Raw genomic sequence first — 24,294 nt, 5'->3', positions numbered from 1 at the left:
ACCTGCGAGAGCTTTTCTTTTACATCAATTAACTATTGGGCAGTCCATAACCATTCGTTACTTTGCCTTTCGACTGGTCTATCACTGTAAGTGGGATGGGATGAAAATAACGAGGCGCCTTGGTCTCGCGGCTCACCACGCCATCCAGAATCGCAGCGTTGTACATCGCCGGGTTTGTACCGGTAGACATCGTAATGCCCCAGTTCACTCTCGCGTATCCATCCGCTACCAAAGCAGCAGCTTCGGTGCCGTTAGGATTGATGTAAGTGTACAATCCTTTGATGGCTAGGTTTTTAGCTGTTGTATTTGCGTGAGCAGCTGCATTCCAGTTAAATATGCCACGCCAACCGGGATAAAGGACCGGATTGTTGGGATCCGTACTTTCTTGTGTGACCACGGCAACAGCGCTCCCCGGATTTAGTTGAACAGGCTTAGTCCAGATGTAGTTTGAGATGGTCCGTCCACTTTCGAAGGTGTAATAACCGTCACTTTCCAATCCCGCCATCATATCGCTCATTTCTTGACGTACTTTGATCGCTCGCTCGTTAAATTTACCCGAGCGTATCATATCCCAACGTACATCACCTTCACCCAAGAGTTCCAATTTGCGTTCCGCATAGATGGCATCCAATAGTGCCTCGCCGGATAGCGAAGGGATATTGTGGTCGCTATTGCCGAATGCTCTGTTGCGGATTTGGTTGACCAAATTGACTGCGCCTGTATTGTCTGTGCCGAGGATGGCTTTGGCTTCTGCGAGCATCAGTATGGCATCTGCCATACGCATGATGGTGTAATTCATACCGGATGCACGGTTGCCATTATTGGGGATTAATGGATTGTCGCCCCGGTTCTGATCCCACTTATTGATCGCTGGTCCACCACCGCCGATACGGGTACCTGCACCGAGTGGCATCAATGCTTCACGTCCTGTCGCCGCATCGCTCCCGGTGACGACCATACTTACATCGCGACGTTTATCGCCGGCTTCGTACCCATTGTAAAAGAAAGATGGAATCATTCGGATAGCCGCAAATGTATTCAGTACAGCAACGGCTCCATTATTTGATCCGGGACGTCCTTGGGAATAAGGATGCTCTGAACTTTGTCCTGGCGCACAGGCGATTTCGAAGAGAGATTCTGGACTAGAACGTCTAGAGTTTATATGCTGCCAAATTAACTGAAACGGGTTGTTAACGGCTCTCGTATCGGTCGTGATCAAATTAGCCGTTCCCTTGCGCGTGGTAGTTGCCAAGGTCAGATGCTCCTCTGCTATGCGGATATAGTTTAAATAATCTTTGCGACGGGCATATACACAGGTCCCGTCGTCCGTACCTTTGATATCAAACTGTACATCACCATATAAGCCCTGCATATCGGTACGGATGGTTTGCCAGCCGCCGGCGTGCAACGCGATTTCGCCGATCAGCGCGTGCACATAAGAGCGATTCAAACGCTCAACCGTTATGCCACTTTGGCCTAAATCGTACATGCCGGCCTCTACTGCCTTTAGTCCTTCAATCAGCTGGTCCATAATGGCGAATCGCGAGGTCAGCTCGTAATCTTGCACGTATTGGTTTTCGTAACCAAAGGGAACATCGCCGAAGTGGCGTACGAGTTCCCATCCGCAGAGTGCCCGCATAGCTTTGGCTTCTCCATACAGTTGTGTCCATACGTTAGGTTCAGCGGCTTGATGTACCCCTTTCTTCTCCAAAGCATCCGCGACACGGGCGGCGCGGGCCAAAATAATATTTAAACTGTTGTATTGTGTGGCCAGACTGCCTATTGCCGTGGCTTCGGGTTGTAGGCGTGCAATTACGTTATTTGCGGTCGGGTATTCGCTCATGTACTCCGCATCGGAACCCAATGGGTCCTGAAAATTGTAGTTTCCGCCGGCCGCTACATTCGTACGGTACTCGCCATAGCCCCAAGACAAGGTTTTATAGGTCTCCTCTGGACTCGACGTCACAAATTCGTCGTCACTCTCTCCCGGGTTGGTAACGTCCAAGTAATCTTTGCACTGCGTAAACATGGATACTGTTAGTGCTATGCATATGTATATAGGTAATTTTTTCATCGTTCTTTTGCTTTAAAATGGTCTATTCAATGGTGTTGTTTAAAAAGAGGCATTTAATCCAAATGTGTATTGACGAGGGCGCGGGTACGCTCCCCAGTCAAAGCCGGGAGTCGGATAGCGTGCGTTATTGATGTTAGGGTTCGCATTGACCTCCGGATCAATTCCGGTATAGCCTGTTATCGTCGCCACATTGAACACCGTTCCATAAATCCGCAGGGAGCTCATACCAACTTTGCTTAGCCATTGGCTAGGCACATTGTATCCCAGCGTCAGTGTATTGAGACGTAAGAAAGATCCATCCTCGATACCGATATCACTAACATAGCCCTGATGCATATAGGTCAGCGGTAGCGTAGCATTTTGGTTGAGCGCGTCCAATGCAGTAGGATCTGTGATCCTTACCAGGTTACTACTCGCATCTATATCGTAGACTTTGTATCCATCGTTAACGATATCCAACTTATTGCTGTATAGGCCACCACCTTTATTACCATTGTATAGCGAGGCTAGCTTATTCGCATTATAGACCTGATTACCGTAGCTCCAGTTGAAGTAGGCAGCAAAGTCGATGCGCTTGTAACTTACCGTTAGGTTGAAACCGCCTGTATGCTTCGGTGTCATATTACCAATCTCTACAAAATCTTTGGTATCGATGATCCCATTGCCATCGATGTCCTCGAACTTGGGCATGCCAGGATAAGCTTGTTGGCCAGCAGGCACGACACCTTTATGGTGCGGTACGAATTGCGGTGAAAGATCCGGAACACCTGCGTTGAGTGTGTAGCCGCCAGTAGCCGCATCGTATGTAAAGTCGCTTGTTTCGTAAAAACCCCTACCTACCGTTTTGTAGCCCATGACAATACCTACTGGTTTCCCTTCCTCTAACAGGTAGTCATTGTTGGGAAGGTTGGACTGTAAGAATTGCGTGCCGTAGGCACTTTGCACACCTTCTGCCAGAAAGTCTACATTCGGATTGTTTCTGTTAAAATTACCTCCTGCACTGATGTTCCAATCATCATTGGAAAAAATTGTGCCCGAGAGCGAAATCTCTATCCCCTTATTGCTTGTCTGTCCGACATTTGCATAACTGGTATTGAAGCCTGTGATAGACGGAATATCGGTTAACATTAAAAGATCTTTCGTGTTGTTACTGTATACCTCTATCGTACCAGACAGTCGGCTGTTCAGTAATGTAAAATCAAGACCAACGTTCCGTGTAACGGTCGTCTCCCACTTCAGGTTACGATTTGCAAACTGTGCCGAGGCTAGGTCGTAAGCCGGTTGAAGTAGGTTATTCAATATACCTTGGCTTCGCGGATCGGTTTCAGCTACCCACAGTTGGTTCCATTGATTCGGATCGATTGCATCGTTTCCGACTTCTCCGTATGAGGCGCGCAGTTTCAAATCGGTAATCCAACTTTGGCTTTTCAAGAAAGACTCATTGGAAACACGCCAAGCCGCCGCAACAGCGGGAAAATATCCCCATTGTTGGTCTGGAGAAAACCTGGATGAGCCGTCAGCACGCATAGTCGCGGTAAGGAGATAGCGATCTAGGAGCGAATAGTTTGCTCGGCCAAAGTATGAAAGAATACGTGCCGGAGTGACTGCCGCAGTAGATACGGTCATGTTGGTTGCGACGCTGCTGTCAAATTGGTTCATCATCGCAAAGGCGTTTTCTTTCGTAAAATTGGAGGGGAAGCGTAGGGCATTGATACGCATATCGCTACCGCCACTTGTTGTTACTTCTTGCCCCCCTAGGACATTCAATCGATGCGTGTCGTTTTGTAAAATGTCGAAATTCAATGTATTGGTCCAACGTAGATTCCATCTGTCGTTAAATCTGGAATCCGCATTACCCGCAAAAATAACGCGGTCTATCGTTTCCATTGTTCCGGTCGAGACGAAAAAATTGGGATCTGTTGTAGCACCAGACCAATTCCTGTCTTTGTTGTACGTGCGCGACAAGGTCAATTCACTGAAATAACTCAAATTCTTCAAGATATTCCACCTCGCTCCCGCGGTCCCTAAGAAATTCTGTTCTGTAGCCACATTATCGATGTCTTTAGTTCTGTTCACCGGGTTGGTAACGTCGTTCATCACCGATGCTTCCTCACCCAGTGTAGCGTGTGAAAAGATACTCTTGTCGCCCAACATGTCACCGACTGCAATAGGACGGAATCGGTAAGCTGAAGATAGGATAGATCCCGCACCACTGGTTGTTCCCTCATTACCTTGTGTTCTACGGTCTGTATAACGCAGGTCTAGATTAAATTTTAGGTTCTTGCTGATCTTCTGGTCAATCTTAACAAACGCGGAAGCACGCTTGGCATTGGACATCAATTTCATCCCGTCCTCATCCATATAACTGGCCGCGACCAAAATTTTGGTCATATCGGTGCCCCCCGCAATGGATAGATCGTGATTATGGGAGAAGGAGCTGTTGTATAGTTCTTTTTGCAAATTGTACGGTTGTACATTTCGGTATGCATTGATCCCCAAAGGGTTGCTGTAGGTCACATCGTCTTTCGTGAACGTACTTTTGTCGCCAATAGCAAATAGTTCTTTAAACGGCGTAACATAATCAACATCTTGATACGCATCGAGCATGGCCCATTTAAAAGCCAAATAGTCATACGGATTCAATGCTTCCATGTATCCTGTGGGTGCATTGAACTTGCCAAAACCGCTGTATGTAATAGAGCTCTTTCCTGCTTTAGCCCTTTTGGTTGTTATCAGAACTACCCCATTTGCGCCACGAGCGCCGTATATCGCAGTAGATGAAGCGTCTTTTAGTACGTCTACGCTTTCCACCATATCGCTTGGTACATCTGCGATTTTGCCGGGAATTCCGTCAATCAAAACTAAGGGCTCGTTACTTTGGGAAATGGAACCGCCACCCCGGATGCGGATGGATACGTTTCCGTTGGGACGACCATCCTGGGATGTAACATTAACGCCGGGAAGCTTACCCTGTAAAGCTTGGGCTACGTTTATTACCGGAGCGGTAGCCAGTTCTTTTCCGCCAACAGAGGCCACTGAACCGGTCAGATCGCGACGTCTTACTGTTTGATATCCGATAACGACGACTTCATCTAGCGCTACATCATCTTCCAGCAAGGTGATTGATAAGTTCGTATCTGCGTGGGAAGGAACCTCTTGCGTAATATAACCTGTGTAGCTGATTACCAAAGTGCTTTGCGCTGATATTCCTGACAATGTAAAATCACCGTTACTATCGGTAAGTGTTTCGTTTGTCGTTCCTTTTATTTTTATATTTGTACCTACAATAGGTGCCCCCGATTTGTCTTTGATGTTTCCTTTCTGAACAGTTGTCTGTGCAAAGGTCCATGGTGTCATCAATAAGCAGGGAAGCAGGATTAAAATGAATCGCGCTTTGTTAAGTATGTTTTTTGTTTTCATTTAGTAATGCATTAGGTTTACAACTACGTTTTTGCTTAAACAGTGATGCCGGAAGTAATAGCAGACATCGCTTCGTACTGATCTCTAAGACGCGTACAATCCATTCACAATATCATATCCGTGTTCATTTATCGAGCGTTTATTTTTAGGAGTATAAAAGTATGCACAAATGTGCTTTACACTCGTTATAATGCAGCGTAATATCTGCTCATTTTTGTACACTTTTTATTCATGTAAGGCTACCTTTGATCATTGGTTGGTCGTATTGGCTGTTTTTTAACACGACCAGAGCGGAATCATATTTTTCTTCGCAAGTTACTTATCCATCTCCTACTTAAGATATAGCGGTTTGGAATACGTTAATGCCGCCCCCTTTCGTAACTAAATCATAACATCTTATGGCCTTCGGCTTCGAGAGCCGGTCACGAGATTATGCTGTGGTATGGGGTATTTGCGTTTTATTTCATTTTGTTGTATGCTCTGTGGTATAATTGCGCTAATTAGCGCAATTAAGCATATTTTAAAGGTGTTTATCTGATTTTTTTCACGTTTTTATGCATTTTTATAAAAAATTATACAAAATAATGCATAATTGTGAATTAATCACTATACTTGTATAAGCCAAATGTAAATCTCTGTCGTTTAACGGGATAATTAGTGCAACCATATTTATTAATGATAATCATAGCTTATGAAATATATTACTTTACTCGCGCTATGTCATTGTACCAGCAGCCTACTACATGCCCAGCAGTTCACGGTTGAGCAATTTACCATGTGTCAATTTCGATCGAAATGGGGGATGTCTGCGGGTATTAGCAATAGGATAGCCGTAAGCGTCAGAGAATATACCCAATCATTAACCAGAAAAGTTTTACAAATAAAAATCTTCAGAATAAAATGAAAATAACTTGGATAAGCTTATATATAGGCTGCCTTTTTATTGGGTGCTCCCCACAAAGTAAACATCATATTGATGCATACGATTATGAAATCGTTAAAAAAGTCGAACGTCAGAAAGCTGCTGTGGTTAGTGCCCACCCATTGGCTAGTGAGGTCGGGGCTCTGGTCTTAAAGAAAGGAGGGAACGCAGTGGATGCGGCCATAGCCACTCAGCTTGCGTTGGCCGTGGTATATCCCAATGCGGGAAATCTTGGCGGAGGTGGTTTTATGGTATTGCAGACACACGAGGGTGATATAGCTACTTATGATTACCGCGAACGAGCGCCTGGTATTGCTTCGCGAGATATGTACTTAAATGAATCAGGAGATGCGGACAGTACCTTGAGTCGCGATGGTCACTTGGCATCAGGAGTACCAGGTACTGTAGCGGGGTTATTTGCTTCTCATGGAGATTACGGCCGGTTGCCGATGGAAGAATTGATCCAGCCAGCTATTGATTTGGCGGCAAAAGGATTCGCTATCACCGAGCGGGAAGCCAGAGGTCTGAACCGGACGAAATCAGATTTCGAAAAATACAATACTGTCGCACCCGCATTTGTGAAAGCCCAAGAATGGCGAGCAGGTGACACATTGATACAAGCTGACCTCGCGCATACCTTGGAGCGGATGCGCGACCAAGGTGCTTCCGGTTTTTACGAAGGAGAAACAGCTGACCTCCTGGTCGCAGAGATGAAACGGGGAGGTGGCATTATCAGTCACGCGGATATGAAGGGTTACCAAGCGGTAAAGCGTGAGCCTATCCTATTCGATTACAAAGGATACCGTATTATCACGATGGCATTGCCTTCAAGTGGAGGTGTCATGATGCAACAAATGATGGGTATGCTCGAGAATTATCCCATCGAAAACTATGGCTACGGTTCGCCCAAAGCTGTGCAATTGATGACAGAAATTGAACGACGGGCCTATGCCGACCGTACGGAGTATATGGGTGATCCCGACTTCGTAAAAGTGCCGGTAAACGAGCTAGTCGATAAAGCTTATCTGAAACAACGTATGAGCGATTATGATGCAGCGGGACCGACGCCCAGTACGGAAGTAAAGTCAGGCTTGATATTAGAACACGAAGAAACCACCCATCTTTCTGTTGTGGATGAAGAGGGTAACGCTGTAGCGGTAACAACAACATTAAACGGTGCCTACGGTAGCCGGGTAATCGTTGGGGGGGCAGGATTCATTCTGAATAATGAAATGGATGATTTCAGTGCAAAGCCAGGTACTCCCAATAAATTCGGGTTACTCGGAACGGCATCCAATGCCATTGCGCCAGGTAAGCGGATGCTCAGCTCGATGACCCCCACCATCGTATCCAAAGATAATAAGCCCTATCTGGTACTGGGCACACCTGGAGGGTCTACCATTATCACATCCGTATTCCAGACGCTGGTTAATCTTCTGGATTTCGAATTGAGCGTGGAAGATGCGGTGAATAATCCCAAGTTCCACCATCAATGGCAGCCCGACGTGATCTATATCGAGCGAGATTTCTCCCCCACTGTACGTGCATCATTAGAGCAGATAGGGTATCGATTTGTAGAGCGAGGCCCCATTGGACGAACAGAGGTCATCCGACTAACCGAATCGGGAGTTGAAGCCGTAGCTGATAAGCGAGGTGATGATAGTGCAGCTGGTTATTGATATACATGAATTTTAAACTTGGCCAACCTTCGGTAAACGATAGCTGGTGAATAAACAAAGGATCCTATAATTATGAGTTTAACATTATTGATTAAACAGATTGCATTATTGACCGTTATCGGTATGATGGTTGGTATTCAAAGCTGTTCAAATACAGTCCGGAAAGATGAAGACAAATTTACACCCATTGAGCAGGCAATTTTAGCGGACACATCGAGTTTCTATTATGTGAATTTTGCCCAATATCGGACTGATGACGCACAACTGCCCATCGGTGTGTTTGATTCAGGGACCGGCGGACTGACTGTGTTAGATGCCATTGTACGATTTGATGCTTATGGTAATGGTGATCAAACAAAAGGCAGTGATGGTCAGGTCGATTTTGGAAAGGAGCGATTTATTTATTTAGCCGACCAAGCCAATATGCCTTACGGAAATTACCACAGCGAGCATAAAACCGATCTGCTGATCGAGCACATCTTAAAGGATGTACAGTTTTTACTGTCGGATCGGTATTATCCTGATGCAAAAGCTAAGTCCTCTTTGGGTAAGAAACAACAAATCAAAGCGCTGGTTATTGCCTGCAATACGGCTACTGCCTATGGAAAGGAGAGCATCGAAGCCTTTCTACAGAAAGCTGGAATAAATATACCGGTTATTGGGGTCATCGATGCAGGAGCCAGAGGAGCCTTGGATGTATTCGATCCAACGGAGGATGGTTCTATTGGTGTCTTTGCTACCGTAGGCACCATCGCTTCTAAGGGATACGAGCGTACGATTCTGCGCATTAAGAATGAGCGGGGCTACTCCGGCGATATTCAGGTCTATAACCAAGGGGGGCATGGCGTGGCCGAAGCCGTAGATGAAGAACCCGATTTTATCAACCACCAATCCACATCACCCCGCTCAAATTACCGTGGGCCGGGCTTAAATCATTCCGACTATGCCATTGACAAAGCGTTGATGGATGCTTATGCGTTCGATTTTCGTAATGGTGATATGTTGTGTGATGAGGAGGAATCAGCTATGGACTGCAATATTCTTCAGCTGAATTCTACCGAAAACTATATACGTTACCATTTAGTGTCCCTGATGGAACAATTACGGAACCAACCTCGTGCAAGACCGCTAAAGGCCTTGCTGTTAGGCTGCACACACTATCCCTATCTCACCGACGAAATCCATAAAGTTCTCGCTGAGCTTTATAGTTACCAACGAGATGGTAAGTATATCTACCGACCCTTAATGGAAAAAAACGTCGTTCTGATTGATCCTGCCGAAAACGTATCCCATGAGCTTCATGCCTATTTGAAAGATAAGCGTTTGTTCAACCCGTCGGGCAACTTAAAGGGAAGTGAATTTTTTATCAGTGTGCCTAACCCCGATAATCCAGCCGTAAAAATAGATAGTCTGGGACGTTTTACGTACGATTATAAATATGGACGGAATGCCGGCGACATCCAGGAATATGTGAAAGTAGTACCATTCAGTCATGCCAATATCCCTAACGAAGTTGTACATCGTATGGAAGATGCTATCCCTGAAACATTTAAATTAATTAATGCTTTGCACCGACCTAATGCATCCCAAAATGCAAAAACCATTAAATAATATAAAAAATACCGATATGAAATATAGGCTCGTAATAGGAATATCTATGTTGTGGTTATTTTTTCTCAGCATTCCATCTATTGTTTCTGCTCAATCGTTGTCGGATCAGGTTATCATCCGGCGTACAGCATTTGGTATACCACACATTTATGCGGATAACCTGCGAGCAGCGGGTTATGCAATGGGCTACCTTCAATTAGAAGATTACGGAACGCAGGTGGTTGATGGTTTAGTGCAAGCACGGGGCGAGTGGGGGCGTTACCATACCGCTCGCAACCCAGAAATGCAAATTGACGAGGATGCAGCCGCACTTCAGAGACATGCACGTGCTTCCGAAACGTTTATGTTGTTACACGTCGATACACGCGATATGTTGGAAGGGTTTGCCGAGGGCGTAAATCGTTACATAACGCTACATCCGAAAGAATTCCCTACCTGGATGAAACCCAATTTCTCGGGAACTGATGTGCACGCCAAGGGGATAGGGGGACACAGTAACGCAGCTGTCAAGCGTTTTATCGAACGGCAGAAACAGCGGCATACGTTGGAAAGCGAAACAAATTACGCCGTTTGGGCCCGGTTGCCGATAGGAGATGAAAAAAGTCATCCCGATGATGGCTCCAATGCTTGGGCACTGGCACCAAGCCGCACCACCTCCGGAAAGGCTATTTTACTTCGTAATCCACATTTATCCTGGGGTGCCGGTTATTACGAAGCACATATGGTTGTACCGGGGAAGCTCAATTTTTACGGTGATTTTCGCATCGGTAGTCCCATCGGTATTATCGGCGGATTCAACGAACACTTAGGGTGGTCTACGACCAACAATTATCCGGATATTGATGAAATTTATGCATTGGAAATCGTTTCTGGCCGTCCAGATCATTTCCTGCTAGACGGTATAGCACATCCACTTGAAAAGAAGGAAGTAACTGTTGCGTACAAGGATGGAGATGCTGTCGGGAAGGCGAAGCGGGAATTTGTTTCCACGCCTTTTGGTCCTGTCATCCATCGTGACGAACGCCATATCTATATCATCCGAGCTGCCGGAGATGGTGAATACCGAACCAGCGAGCAGTTTTTACGGATGATGATGGCCCGTAATCTCGACGAGTGGAAGGAAGCAATGCGATTACACGCCAAGACAACTTCTAACTTTACCTACGCAGATGCGAAAGGTAATATTTTTTACGTATGGAATGCCATGGTACCACATTTACCTCATCCGTCAGGTGGAGATACGGTAGCCGTTTTGGCAACACGTACCGATCAGATCTGGAAAACATTGGTTCCGTGGGATGAGCTACCTCAATTGACCAATCCTGAAGGCGGATATCTTCGTAACGAAAATGATCCCTTCCACTATACCAATCTGAATGCCATATTTGATCCGGCGGACTTTCCGGTTAATTTCCCTGAACCGAAGCTGCGTTTACGAAGTCAGCATTCGCTTGAATTAATTGCCAACGAGCGTAAGTTTTCGTTGGAGGATGTTATCCGGCAGAAACATAGCAAGCGTATGTTGCTTGCTGATCGGGTAAAGGACGATTTGGTCGCTGCAGTAAAGCGAGTCGGAGCCACAGGGGAAGTAGCCAAAGCAATAGACCTTTTGGATGGATGGGATAATACATCAGCAGCGGATAGCCGTGGAGGTCTGTTGTTCGAGATTTGGTGGCACCGTTATTTAAGGCTCTCAAACGGTGGAAACACGGTACCCTCAACACCTGTCTCAGCCGGATATTCTGCCGAAGCAGATTCGTTGTTTGCCGAGCCTTGGTCTCCAGAGCGCCCTACCACTACACCCAATGGACTGGCCAGTCCATCCCGTGCTGTTGATGCATTCGAATGGGCGGTAGACAGCTGTAAAAGGCAATTTGGATCGTGGGACGTTCGTTGGGGGGATGTTCATCGGGCGCGTATGGGATCCAAGGAATATCCTGTAGGCGGCGGTTCCGGCGATATGGGTAATTTCAGGGTATTGAACTTCGAAACACATCAAGAGCACAAACAGAAACGTCAAGTGAGCGGAGGTGACTGCTGGATACTAGCCATTGAATTCGGTGATACGCCCCGTGCATATTCGGTGTTGGCTTACGGACAAAGTAACCAAACGGATTCCCCTCATTATAACGATCAGCTGGAGTTGTTCGCTAATGACAAATTGAAGCCGGTGGCGTTTACGGAGGAAGCCGTCAAGCAACAGCTTCTTAAAGAATACCGCCCGGGTAAGGCAGAATAATTAATTAACAATATAACTTATGAAATATTTGATTTTACTCCTTCTTTGGATTTGCACAAATAGCCTCATTTGGGCTCAGGAGCTTACCATGGAACAATTTACCTCGTATCCATTCCCTTCCGAATTGGTATCTGCAGCTACAGGCAACCGCATAGCGGTGGCTATTAACGAACAAGGGCGCCGCAACATTTATGTGGCCGAAGGGCCCCAATTCGAACTCCGTAAACGAACGGCTTATGATGAGGATCTGGGCGATGAAATCACGAGTCTACAGCTTTCCCCCGACGGGCAGTGGGTGGTCTTTGTTAAAGGAGGCGACCATGGCGGCTCCAATTCGAGTACGCCGCGTAATCCAGCCTCCCTGCCGGTTGCTACGAAAGTTCAGATATGGAGCATGCCCTTCGAGGGCGGTGAACCAAGGCTGCTCGTAGATGCAGACAACCCCGAAATTTTGCCTGATGGTAAGCGGGTGTCGTTTTCACGCCAAGGGCAGGTGTGGGTATGTCCGATCGATGGATCGGGCAAAGCCGAACAGCTGTTCTATGCACGTGGATCCATTGGTTCTCTGGATTGGTCGCCAGATGGGAAGAGCTTGGCGTTTATCTCCTCGCGTGGTGGTCATTCATTACTTGGTGTGTATCGTGATAAGAAAACACCTATCCAGTGGATCTCCCCAACTTTTGCCCGTTATGGATCGCCAAAATGGTCGCCAGATGGGAAGGAAATTGTTTTTATTAAAAGAGAGGCAGGTGGCGGAGCACCCGATTCGATCTTGGCTCCGACGATCAGTCCCTGGTCCATTTGGAAGGCAAATGTAGCCGATGGGCATCTCAAGCAGCTGTGGAGTTCTCCGAAAACGCCGGAAGGTTCTGCGCCAGGTGGCAACCTGTTTTGGTCAAGCAAAGGACGGATCACTTTTCTGTCGTATCATGATGGCTGGCAACACCTGTATTCGATCCCAGAAGGCGGAGGCGAAGCTATGCTACTAACACCCGGTAATTTCATGGTGGAACATGTTAAGCCCTCGACCGACGGGAGTTGGCTTTTGGCAAGTGCAAATACAGGGCCGGATGCCGACGATATTGACCGTAGGCACCTCATTCGTACAGCAGTAGATAAAGCTAATATGCAGGTCGTCACCCCGGGAACTGGTATAGAAACGTATCCAACCACTACGGGGGACGGAAAGCATCTGATATTTCTTAGTGCTACGGCCACGCGTCCATCTCTACCCGCAGTACTTCCCTGGCCTAATTCCAAAGGAGATATACGACTGCTCGGCGAACACTTGATTCCAGCCTCTTTAGCAAACGCCCCTTTGGTGGTGCCAAAACGTGTCGAGTTTAAAGCCGAGGATGGTGTGACGGTTTACGCGCAGCTGTTCGAGCCGAAAGGAGGGAGTAGCAAGAAGCCTGCGGTCGTGTTTATCCATGGTGGTCCCCAACGGCAGATGCTGCTAGGTTGGCATTATGGCGATTATTATTCCAATACCTATGCATTGAATCAATATTTAGCCAGTCGCGGCTTTATCGTCCTTTCGGTAAACTACCGCTTAGGGATAGGCTATGGATTTGATTTTCATAGGCCCCCATTTGCGGGAAGATATGGAGCCTCCGAATATCAGGATATCAAAGCAGCTGGCGAGTGGCTGGCGGCCTTACCTCAAGTTGACCATAAGCGGATAGGGGTGTATGGCGGTTCTTACGGCGGGTTCCTCACGGCGCTAGCTTTGGGTAAAGATTCGGATCTGTTTGCAGCGGGTGTAGATATCCATGGTGTGCATAATTACATCGGTCGTACCTCCTCATCCAGTGCAGAACCCGCTCCCGATGTGGCAAAAGCGATTGAACTAGCCGTAACATCTTCACCGATATCCTACGTCGATAGCTGGAAGTCTCCCGTGTTATTCATCCATGGAGATGATGATGCCAATGTCGATTTCGGGCAAACAACAGATCTCATTAGACGGTTCGAGCAAAAAGGAAAACCCTTTGAAGCCATTGTTGTACCTGATGATACACACCATTGGATGTTGTACAAAAATCAGGTGTTAGTGGATCAAGCGATAGCCGATTTTCTTCAAAAATATTTAAAACCCTAATAGATACTAAATTATGAATACCAGTAAGCTAAGAAAAAGTTTAATGCTGCTTTTTTGTAGTATTTCGGTAAGTTTTGCGATGGCACAAGGCTCGGATCTTCCTCCGGATTTAGACAACTATATCAATCGAGTGCTAGAGCAGTTTAATGTACCAGGAGTTGGTGTAGGTATTGTAAAGGATGGTAAGGTGTTGATGACCAAGGGATATGGCGTAAAGCGGATGGACAGTCCGGATCCGGTTGATGAAAATACCTTATTTACGATCGCCTCTAATAGTAAGGCATTCACGGCGACAGCATTGGCTATGCTCGTGGAAGAAGGCATGCTCGGTTGGGAGGATCCGGTCACGAAATACCTTCCTTATCTCAAATTTTCGGATAATTATGTAACGACACATTTAACGGTGCGGGATTTGTTGGTGCATCACAGTGGACTACCTGCTTATACAAATGATTTTCTCCTATTCCCGCCTTCTACCTTCAGTCGCAGAGAATTGTTGGAGAAGCTCAAAGATGTACCGTTGGCTCATGATTTCCGATCAGTATATGCGTATGACAATATTTTATACGTGGCAGCAGGCGAATTGGTTGAGGCTGCCTCTGGTATGTCTTGGGAAGATTTTGTTAAGGTCCGAATTTTCGATAAGGTTGGCATGCACAATAGTATTAACCGATATTCGACGTTGAAGAAACAACCCAATATAGCCTATGCGCATACGCAGCGCAACGGGAAGCTGCGTGTCGTTGAGAACTACTTTGATAGTAATATCGGTGACAATGGCAATCCGGCTGGCGGCATTGCATCTTCTGCTGTCGATATGTCCAATTGGTTGATTACACAGCTGGATTCAGGACGTACACCCAATAATGGTCGGATTTTCAAGCCTACCGCTACCCGCGAGCTTTGGAAAATTGTGCGTACCATGCCCATCAGTAAAGAACCGGAATGGCTAAGGCCCAATCAAAAGCATTTTTATGGATATGCGCTGGGGTTCCGTACGTATGATTACCGTGGCGAGCAAGTGGTAGGCCACGGCGGGTTACTCACCGGTTTTGTGTCGCAGATCGCGATGGTGCCCGAAAAGCGGCTCGGTGTGGTGGTATTGACGAATCAGCTTTCTTCGGGGGCGTATTGGGCGATCATCAACCAGGTGCTCGATTACTACCTAGGGGCCGAATCCTTTGACTGGATAGCCGGTTACAAAAAACAACTTGATCGTTCAGAAGGGCAGGAAGATTCGACACGACGTAACGTCAAGCCGGTGCTGCCGGATCCGATGCTCAAGCGTTCGCTGCCTTTGAAAGACTATGCCGGCGTGTATCGTGATGACATCTTCGGACGTGTAGTCGTGAGCCTCGCGGGCGACTCGGCACTGCGGCTCGATTTTGCCAAATCGCCCCAGTATTGCGGTAAGTTACAATACTTCCATGGGGATATGTTCCGATTGGTATACGACAATCCGGATCGTGGAGAGGGGCCTTTCCTGACGTTTGTACTGAATGCCGACAAGTCCATTCGCGAAGGACGTTTTGTTGGGGAGCGATCTGGCGGTCGAGGTACGTTGGGAAGGGTATCACTAACTCCTGATACGCGTGCCATTCTGGACACGGCCGATCTGAAATCGCGGATTCAGAAAATATTGGCAAAACAACCGGAAGGCCGATTTGCCTACGCATTTATGGATTTGCAGACCGGAGAGCAGCTGTTATTCAATGCACAGGAAATGTTTCATGCAGCAAGTACGATGAAAACGCCTGTCATGGTAGAAGCTTTTAAACAAGCCGCTGAAGGGAAATTTTCATTGTCAGATTCGATTACGGTGTATAACAACTTCAAGAGTATTGTCGACAAAAGCAAGTTTTCTTTGCCGGTCAATACCGATAGTGAGGGCGACCTATATGCGCGGGTAGGTACAAAAATAACCCGGCAGGATCTTATTTTCCGTATGATTACGGAGAGTAGCAATCTTGCGACTAATATTGTCATAGATCAGGTTGGTGCTAAGAATGTGATGAAGACGATGAAAAGCATTGGAGCGAATGACATTCAGGTATTGCGCGGCGTCGAAGATACTAAGGCCTTCCAGAAAGGAATGAATAATCAGGTTACTGCGTACGATCTGATGCTTATTTTCGATCGGATTGCCAAAGGTACGATGATCGATGAGCCCGCAAGTAAAGGAATGATCGAAATCCTAAAGGAACAGAAATTCAATAGTGTTATTCCGGCACAGTTGCCTGAAGAGGTTCAAGTGGCACACAAAACGGGGTCGATAGATGGAATATTTCACGACTCGGGAATCGTGTACCTGCCTAATGGACGGGCGTATGTGCTCGTGCTGCTCTCTGAAAATGTGAAAGATAACATCGTGAAGAAGACATTAGCGGATGTGTCGCGGCAATTTTATAATTATTTTTCAGACAAGTAAGGGCAGAGAATAGTCCTGCTTGTTATTTCGATTTTAATAAAACTAGTTGCACAAAGATGCTTATACATGCAATGGAGCATTTTTATAGCTTGATTTATGGAGATTTAATATTTTTTTTTGCGTTTTTTTTAAAAAAAATACAATATCATGCATAAGTCAGAAATTATTTCTTATACTTGTCTAACCAAATGTAAATCTCTGTCTTTTAAGGGATAATATTGACAACCATATTTATTAATTTAAAATCTAGCTTATGAAAAAATGGCTTTTTTTATTGCTGCTTGGGTTAGTTCTCAGTTTTCACTCCACGTCAATGGCGAGGGAGAAAGATGTTAGCGGTATATCGATTGCATTGCAAGATCCCTTAGAAGTTACCGGACAAATTACCGACACGCTAGGGGCTCCACTGCCGGGGGTTACCATACGGCTTCGTCCCGGGATTGAAACCACAACAGACCAAAATGGTCGATATGTTTTGGCGATACCTAATGAATTTGTCAAAGATGCGGTTTTGACTTTTAGTATGGTGGGATTCACCCAACAGCAGATCACGGTGGCCGGCCAAACCAAGATCGATGTCCGACTTGCCGAAGCATCCAACCTGATCGGAGAAACTGTGGTCACGGCCTTCGGCCAACGGGCAAGAAAGGAGGATGTCGTTGGTGCGATTACCACGGTCAACCCTTCAGATCTAAAAATTCCTTCCAGTAACCTTACCACGGCTCTTGCCGGTAGGGTGGCAGGGGTCATCGGTTTTCAGCGATCGGGGGAACCGGGTGCAGATAATGCTGATTTTTTTATTCGAGGTGTTACGACATTCGGATACAAAGTAGATCCGCTTATTTTGATTGACAACGTCGAGTCCACGACTACTGACTTAGCGCGGATGCAGGTGGATGATATCGAGAGTTTTTCCATTTTAAAGGATGCTTCTGCTGCCGCGCTATACGGTGCCCGCGGTGCAAACGGCGTCATATTGATCACGACCAAAGTAGGCCGCCGGGAAACCCTCAGTGTATCTTTTCGTCTCGAAAATTCGCTTTCCACAGCTACACGTAATGTAGAGATGGTCGATCCGATCACCTATATGAAACTGGCTAATGAGGCAACAGTGGGTAGAGACCCTTTGACAAGGGGTGACTATAGCCAACGACAAATAGAATTTACACCGCCCGGAGGTTCCTTGGAATATCCAGCTGTGGATTGGCAAAAGGAACTGCTGAACAACTATGCGATGAACCAACGGGCGAATTTAAGCGTTAGGGGAGGTGGGAGCATTGCGCAATATTATGTTTCTGGGGCGTTCAATCAAGACAATGGTATTTTAAAAGTGCCTCAGGTGTCCAACTTTAATAGTAATGTGAATCTCAAAACGTATTCACTATTGAGTAATGTTAATATCAATCTAACGGAAAAGACCCAATTGATTGTCCGTTTGAGCGGTACCTTTGATGACTATATTGGTCCCTTGCAGAGCGCTACGAAGGCATACCGTGATATTATGCGAGCCGTACCGACACGATTCCAGCCTTATTACGAGCCGGGAGAAAACTACAAGTATCTGAATCACATCATGTTTGGCAATGCCGACGAAGGTCGATTTTTGAATCCCTATGCAGAGATGGTCAAGGGGTACCGTGAATATTCTCAATCTAGGATGCAGGCCCAACTTGAGCTGAACCAAAAATTAGACGTCGTTACCGAGGGATTATCTTTTACAGGACGTGTAACAACCAAACGTTATGCCTATTATCAGATAGGCAGATCTTACGTTCCATTCACATATGAATATAGCGGAGCAGATAATAATGGCAATAATCTGTATACGCTGCATAATCAAGATACAGGTAGAGAAACCCTAGAATATGATGTTAACCTAGGTAGAAAAGATGTAACTTCTATATTTTTTTTACAGGGCATAGCCAATTACCAACGTAAATTCGGAGAGCATTCGGTTACCGGTTTGTTGGTAGGTACCATGAACAGCGAGCTTGCCGGCAATACAGGTAGCCTTCAATTGTCTCTGCCACATCGAAACCTCGGTGTAGCGGGTAAATTTACCTATGGTTACTTAGGTAAATATCATGTAGAGGCCAACTTCGGTTACAACGGTTCAGAGCGATTCTCGGAAGAATATCGGTACGGCTTTTTTCCTTCTGTCGGAGTAGCCTGGCATGTGTCTAAGGAAAACTTTTTTGAGTCGATGCAACCTGTAATATCGAACTTGAGGCTAAGGGGTACTTATGGTCTGGTGGGAAATGATGCGATTGGTGCACCTGATCAACGATTTTATTATATGTCTGAAATTGTTGCCGGTCCTGGTTGGGTATTTGGTCCCGCTCAGGACGAATCGTTGGCAGGAGTTGCTGTTCGTCGCTATCCAAATCCTAATATCACTTGGGAGACCGCCTATAAGTCTAATGTTGCTCTTGAGTTGGGGCTATTTAATAACGCCGTGGAGATACAGGCTGATTGGTTTACCGAACAGCGAAAAAATATATTTATGCCGCGAGCTGATATTCCCGCCACGATGGGATTGGCTGCTTCTATATATGCCAATATGGGCGAAGCAAGAGGTTCCGGCATTGATATGTCTGCGAGCTACAAGAAGAGTTTTTATAACGGTTTGTGGATACAAGGTATGGCAAACTTTACCTATGCCACCAGTAAATTCGAGGTTTATGAAGAGCCTCCCTATGAGTACCCTTGGCTTTATCGTGCCGGATATCCAATCAATATAGCCCGGGGATATATTGCTGAGCGGCTGTTTATCGACGATCAAGAAGTACGCAACTCGCCTGAACAGCAGCTTGGGGGAAGTGTATCAGGTAAGCCTGCTATGGCTGGAGATATTAAATATGTCGATGTCAATGGAGATGGTAAGATTACCTCCTTGGATCAAGTTCCGCTGGGATATCCCACTGTACCGGAAATCAATTACGGATTTGGTATTTCTTTGGGATACAAAGGCTTTGACTTTAATATCTTTTTCCAAGGCTTAGCCCGAGAGTCCTTTTTTATTGATCCGGCAGCTACCGGGCCATTCCGCAGGTATATATACGATCAAGAAACAGTAGCGGGCGATATTCAGAATAATGTCCTGCAGGTCTATGCGGATAGCCATTGGTCTCAAGAAAACAGGGATGTATATGCCCTCTTTCCGAGATTAAGTTCGCAAGCGGGGAATCCTAACAACGAGGTAACAAGTACTTGGTGGATGCGAAATGGGGAATTTTTACGACTCAAGCAGTTGACTGTTGGATATACCTTTGAAAAAAAGGAGACAGGGCTGTTAAAAAGGATTGGTCTTGGGTCCCTACGTGTCTATGGTGATGGGCTTAATTTGCTGACCTTTAGTCGGTTTAAATTATGGGATGTAGAAATGGCTGGCAATGGTCTGGGATATCCCATTCAACGCGTGATTAACGTAGGTGTAAAAATGGACTTTTAAAGAAGATGATGATGAAGAAATTTATAAAAATATCACTGGTTTTCTTAACCTTACAAGGCTTATCAGGATGTAACTACCTAGATGTCGTGCCGGATAATGTGCGAACGATCGAGCATTCGTTTGCTTTACGGATCGAAGCCAAGCGGTACCTATATACCTGCTATTCTTATTTGCCACAACATGGACAGCTCACCTCGCAAAGTCCGTCTTTCGCGGGGTTCGAAATGTGGCCTTTGGCTTTTAATGCAACCAATACTTCCCAGTTTGTTATGGGACAGCAAAATGTATCAGAGCCCCTATTGAATTATTGGGAAGGAAGGGCTGGTGGAAAAGATATGTTTCAGGCCATCCGGGACTGTAATATTTTTCTGGAGAATATTCAGCAGGTTCCCGATATGCAACAACCAGAGCGCGACCAATGGGCAGCTGAAGTTAAGTTCTTAAAAGCCTATTACCATTTCTTTTTAATGCAACTGTACGGACCTATTCCGTTGATTAAGGAGAACTTGGAGAGCGATGCGGAAATGTCGGAGGTACGTGTCCGGCGTCAGCCCGTAGACGCGTGTGTAGACTATATTGTAGAACTTTTGGACGAGACGTTAGTTTACCTGCCTAATCTACCTTTACAGCAGATTGATCGACCAGAGTATGGCCGAATTAATGCGTTAATGGCTAGGGGGCTAAAAGCAAAGGTGCTGGCGACAGCGGCCAGCCCACTATTTAACGGGAATACGGATTATGCCGATTATATCGATCCTGAACTGGGTCCTTTGTTCAACCAGACCTACTCGGCTGAAAAGTGGCAAAGAGCGATGATCGCTGCGAAAGAGGCCATTGACAACGCTACGGAAATTGGTATGAAGCTCTATGAGTTTCAGCCCGGACCAACGTTGAATCTTTCCGATACAACGCTCTTTGAATTGAACATACGGGAAGCATTTGCCACCAGAGACGCCAATATCAATGGCGAAGTGATATGGCCTAATACCGGCGGAAATGCGCAACAGAGTGCGATAACACCGCGTTCTTGGAGTCCAACTCTGACCAGTGCGAGTACTGCGGGCGCTTATGGACCTCCATTACAGATCGTCGAAATGTTCTATACAGATAAAGGTTTGCCGATCGAACATGATAAAACTTGGGATTATAACGGACGGTATGATTTTCGTATTGGAGATGTCCAAAATAACCACCATGTGAAAGAGGGGTATGAAACAATTAAGCTCCACTTTCATCGCGAGCCTCGATTTTATGCCAATATCGGTTTCGATGGCGGTATATGGTACGGTCAGGGTATATATGACGATAAGGCGAACTTTCATTTAGAAATCAGGGGCGGTCGTTATTCGTCAGTGCGGGAAACGTCTGCTCATTCACCGACTGGCTACTATCCGAAAAAACCGATCAACTATCAAAATTATTTGGAAGGAAGCAGTTATTTCGTAACGAGTTACTTATTCCCGAATATGCGTTTAACGGAATTGTACCTCTTGTATGCTGAAGCTGCAAACGAATTTAGCGGGCCTAGTGAAGAGGTATTCTATTATCTGAACGCTATCCGTACTAGAGCTGGTGTCCCAACTGTAGAAGAATCTTGGGATCTGTATTCTAACCAACAAGGCAAGTACAGTACCAAAGGCGGATTGCAGGATATCATACGCCAAGAACGTCGGATTGAGCTCAATACCGAATCGCAGGTATATTGGGATTTATTGCGTTGGAAGACAGCAGAGACCATCTTAAGTCAACCGATTTTGGGATGGGATAAGCGTGGTGTTTTGCCTGAGGAGTTTTACAAGCTTACGGTGATATTCCAACGTCAATTCAGAAAGCGGGATTACTTTATGCCAATCCGCGAGTACGAATTGCAACGCAATGAGAACCTGCTTCAAAGCCCGGGATGGTAGGGGCTCTTGATGGAAAATAGATTACTTTTATATACATCGTTATTAATAGTGTTATGAAAATTTTAAAATTATTGATTTATTTCTTCTCGCTCGTTGCATTGTTCTCTTGTCAGGAGGAGAAGCACGGGCCCCTCTTCGTAGGGGATACGCCAAATGCCTTATCGCAGTATAGCATTGAAAACCTGCCAGGTGCTGCAGCAATTAAATTTAAGCTCGATGACCCTCGCACGACCTACGTAAAGGCGATCTACACGTTAGAGCATGGTCTGACAAGAGAAGCGAAAGCGTCTAAATACGACAATAAATTGTTGGTAGATGGTTTTGCGCAATCCAGGGAATATTCCGTAGCGCTCTATGCGGTAGGGAAAGACGAACAAGAGTCTGCACCTGTCTATATTACGGTACATCCAGGAACCCCGCCCTATCAAACGGTGTTGGCCGAATTGGATGTTGCCGCCGACTGGGGTGGAGGACGAGTAAAAGGAGCGAACCCGACGAGTGCGCAGCTCATGATTGGTATAGTTAAGAAGGATCCAACTAGCGGAGAATGGGTGGATGTGGAAGTTTTCTTTACGGAAAGCCAGAGTTTTAATTTCAATTTTCGCGGACAGGCCCCTGTGAATACAGAGTTCGGAGTTTACACCCGAGACCCTTGGCAAAATTTTAGTGATACAATAAGTGCTGTATTCGAGCCTTGGGAAGAGATTAAACTACCTCTGACCCATCAGAATTTCAATCAGATTGTCATGACGGGAGATGCCATAGGTCAGGCCTCGTATGGATTGAGGCGTCTGTTTGATGGAATCAAATCCTCATGGACAGACGGATATTATTCTTTAGCCAGTTCGGTCTGGCCAAAAACGATTACGATCGATCTCCTCAATACGTATCAGCTAAGCCGGTTTAAATACTGGCAGAACTTGAACCTCTATTATCAATCTGCCAATGCAAAACATATCCGTATCTGGGGAAATACTACGCTAGACCCCGATTTTGATAACTGGCACCTACTGGGTGAATGGGATGATTGGAGACCTTCAAAACGACCGCCCACTACGCTTAATGCGGGGCTTACGGAAGAGGATTTAGCTGCCGCGCAAGCCGGAAATGATTTTGACTTCCCGTTGGGCATACAGGGGGTGCGCTATATCCGTATAGAGACGGTGGCTACATGGGAACCACGGACGCAGGTATATTATCCGGAACTGGAGTTTTGGGGAAGACCCATAAAATAGTAATAACAATAACAGCTTAGAAATAAAAATGTTATGAGAAAGAATAGTATTTCGATAATCGGTGGCATTTTTTGTGCAGGAGTGATCTTTTTAGCCTCTTGTACAAAAATGGACCATCACTATAAAGATTATATCATAGAGCGGACATATATTGGCAAGCCTGATTCGATTTGGGTACAGCCTGGTGATCTGCGTGTACAGATTGGGATGCTCACACCAAAGGACGCTGAAGCCAGAGATTTGATCATTCGATGGAATACGACAGACTCGTTGGTTTTTCCCATTGATCACGATATGGAAAGTCAGTCCGTTATAATTGATAATTTAGAAGAGCGCGATTATGTGTTTAACGCCTATACTACAGACAGAAAGGGGTACCGCTCGCTCCCGATGGAATTGAGCACCAAAGTTTCTGGAGATGCCTTTAGAAGTACAATACAAGATAGGATCTTGAGTCACAGTGTTGTGTTCCCTGATTCCATAGCGCTTGTGTGGAATGCCATGTCATCGGAGTCTTTGTTTGGTGTCGAAGTCGAATTTACAGACAATACAGGGGCGAAACAGCAAGTTTTTTCACGTTCGTCCACTTTAGTAAGTACGTTCCAAGATGCTGATCCAAACGAGCCAATTTCGGTAAGAACCGTATTTCGCGCGCATCCCAATGCCTTTGAGTATTTTTATACAGATCCGGTTAATGTAGATTTGATAGCGACAAAGCGAAACTCCCTAACTTTAGTGAGCAGAGAGTATGCTAATGCAGAATTCATCGATTTTAACTTCATTAGAGTATTTCTTGAAGCCAATATACCAAGGCCGATAGGAACGGATATAGATATGTGCTACACACTGGGCGCGGGATCGAGATCTAATTTATTTACGATCGATGGTACAGGATTTGAAGCATTTGCGGCTAATTGGCAATCAGCGATAGGTTTTTGGCCCGTTCGTAATGTTGCACGATTAAAACTAAACAGGGGCGCGGCAGCGGTTGCACTGTATAATGAGTTAGACGAGATGGATAGAAGCCAGATGGTTGCTGCTTATGAGAATTCAGCTGTTACAGGCTTAAATCGGGTTTCAGGACTGTTGGTCGATGATGTTATTCTGCTTCACTCTTCGGATAGAGATCTTTACGTAGCGATTAAAGTCGTTTCGGTGCCTCCGGCTACGTCTGGTGTCTACGGAACATTAGGAATTGAATTCAAGATTTCAAGACCTTAATAAAAA

General features: G+C 45.8%; 11 protein-coding genes. 9 read left to right on the top strand and 2 right to left on the bottom strand.

Annotated elements, in window-relative coordinates:
• Positions 1 to 28 precede the first annotated feature (28 nt).
• The gene (locus tag C4F40_RS18590) at positions 29 to 2,074 is read right to left on the bottom strand and encodes a RagB/SusD family nutrient uptake outer membrane protein (protein ID WP_196940924.1); all 2,046 of its coding nucleotides are present in this window, start codon (positions 2,072 to 2,074) and stop codon (positions 29 to 31) included.
• A 39-nt stretch (positions 2,075 to 2,113) separates the two neighbouring features.
• Positions 2,114 to 5,494, bottom strand: coding sequence for a SusC/RagA family TonB-linked outer membrane protein (locus C4F40_RS18585; RefSeq protein WP_196940923.1), 3,381 nt, complete (start codon positions 5,492 to 5,494; stop codon positions 2,114 to 2,116).
• Between the two features lie 900 nt (positions 5,495 to 6,394).
• On the opposite strand from C4F40_RS18585, the gene ggt reads away from it, so the two are divergent.
• The 9 genes from ggt to C4F40_RS18540 all read left to right on the top strand — a co-directional run bounded on the left by ggt (position 6,395) and on the right by C4F40_RS18540 (position 24,288).
• Positions 6,395 to 8,095, top strand: coding sequence for a gamma-glutamyltransferase (ggt, locus tag C4F40_RS18580; RefSeq protein ID WP_196940922.1), 1,701 nt, complete (start codon positions 6,395 to 6,397; stop codon positions 8,093 to 8,095).
• 72 nt (positions 8,096 to 8,167) lie between these two features.
• Positions 8,168 to 9,706 (top strand): glutamate racemase, encoded by a 1,539-nt coding sequence (locus C4F40_RS18575; protein WP_231390136.1) that lies wholly within the window; start codon positions 8,168 to 8,170, stop codon positions 9,704 to 9,706.
• A 16-nt stretch (positions 9,707 to 9,722) separates the two neighbouring features.
• A complete protein-coding gene (locus C4F40_RS18570; protein WP_196940921.1) occupies positions 9,723 to 11,945 on the top strand; it encodes a penicillin acylase family protein in 2,223 nt (740 codons plus the stop codon).
• Positions 11,946 to 11,964: 19 nt separating this feature from the next.
• On the top strand, positions 11,965 to 14,046 hold the full coding sequence (locus C4F40_RS18565; RefSeq protein WP_196940920.1) for a S9 family peptidase: 2,082 nt from the start codon (positions 11,965 to 11,967) through the stop codon (positions 14,044 to 14,046).
• A 13-nt stretch (positions 14,047 to 14,059) separates the two neighbouring features.
• Positions 14,060 to 16,474, top strand: coding sequence for a serine hydrolase (locus C4F40_RS18560; RefSeq protein WP_196940919.1), 2,415 nt, complete (start codon positions 14,060 to 14,062; stop codon positions 16,472 to 16,474).
• A 253-nt stretch (positions 16,475 to 16,727) separates the two neighbouring features.
• Complete coding sequence (locus C4F40_RS18555) at positions 16,728 to 19,925, top strand: SusC/RagA family TonB-linked outer membrane protein (protein WP_231390135.1); 3,198 nt, start codon at positions 16,728 to 16,730, stop codon at positions 19,923 to 19,925.
• Between the two features lie 11 nt (positions 19,926 to 19,936).
• On the top strand, positions 19,937 to 21,832 hold the full coding sequence (locus C4F40_RS18550; protein WP_196940918.1) for a RagB/SusD family nutrient uptake outer membrane protein: 1,896 nt from the start codon (positions 19,937 to 19,939) through the stop codon (positions 21,830 to 21,832).
• A gap of 53 nt (positions 21,833 to 21,885) precedes the next feature.
• On the top strand, positions 21,886 to 23,067 hold the full coding sequence (locus C4F40_RS18545; RefSeq protein ID WP_196940917.1) for a DUF5000 domain-containing lipoprotein: 1,182 nt from the start codon (positions 21,886 to 21,888) through the stop codon (positions 23,065 to 23,067).
• Between the two features lie 33 nt (positions 23,068 to 23,100).
• Positions 23,101 to 24,288: a DUF4998 domain-containing protein gene (locus C4F40_RS18540; protein WP_196940916.1), complete on the top strand. Its 1,188-nt coding sequence runs from the start codon at positions 23,101 to 23,103 to the stop codon at positions 24,286 to 24,288.
• Positions 24,289 to 24,294: the final 6 nt, after the last annotated feature.

The sequence above is a fragment of the Sphingobacterium pedocola genome (assembly GCF_015209965.1).
Classification (GTDB): Bacteria; Bacteroidota; Bacteroidia; order Sphingobacteriales; family Sphingobacteriaceae; genus Sphingobacterium; species Sphingobacterium pedocola.
Note: the sequence above shows the minus strand (reverse complement) of the source record. Positions and strands in the feature narration are given on the sequence as shown.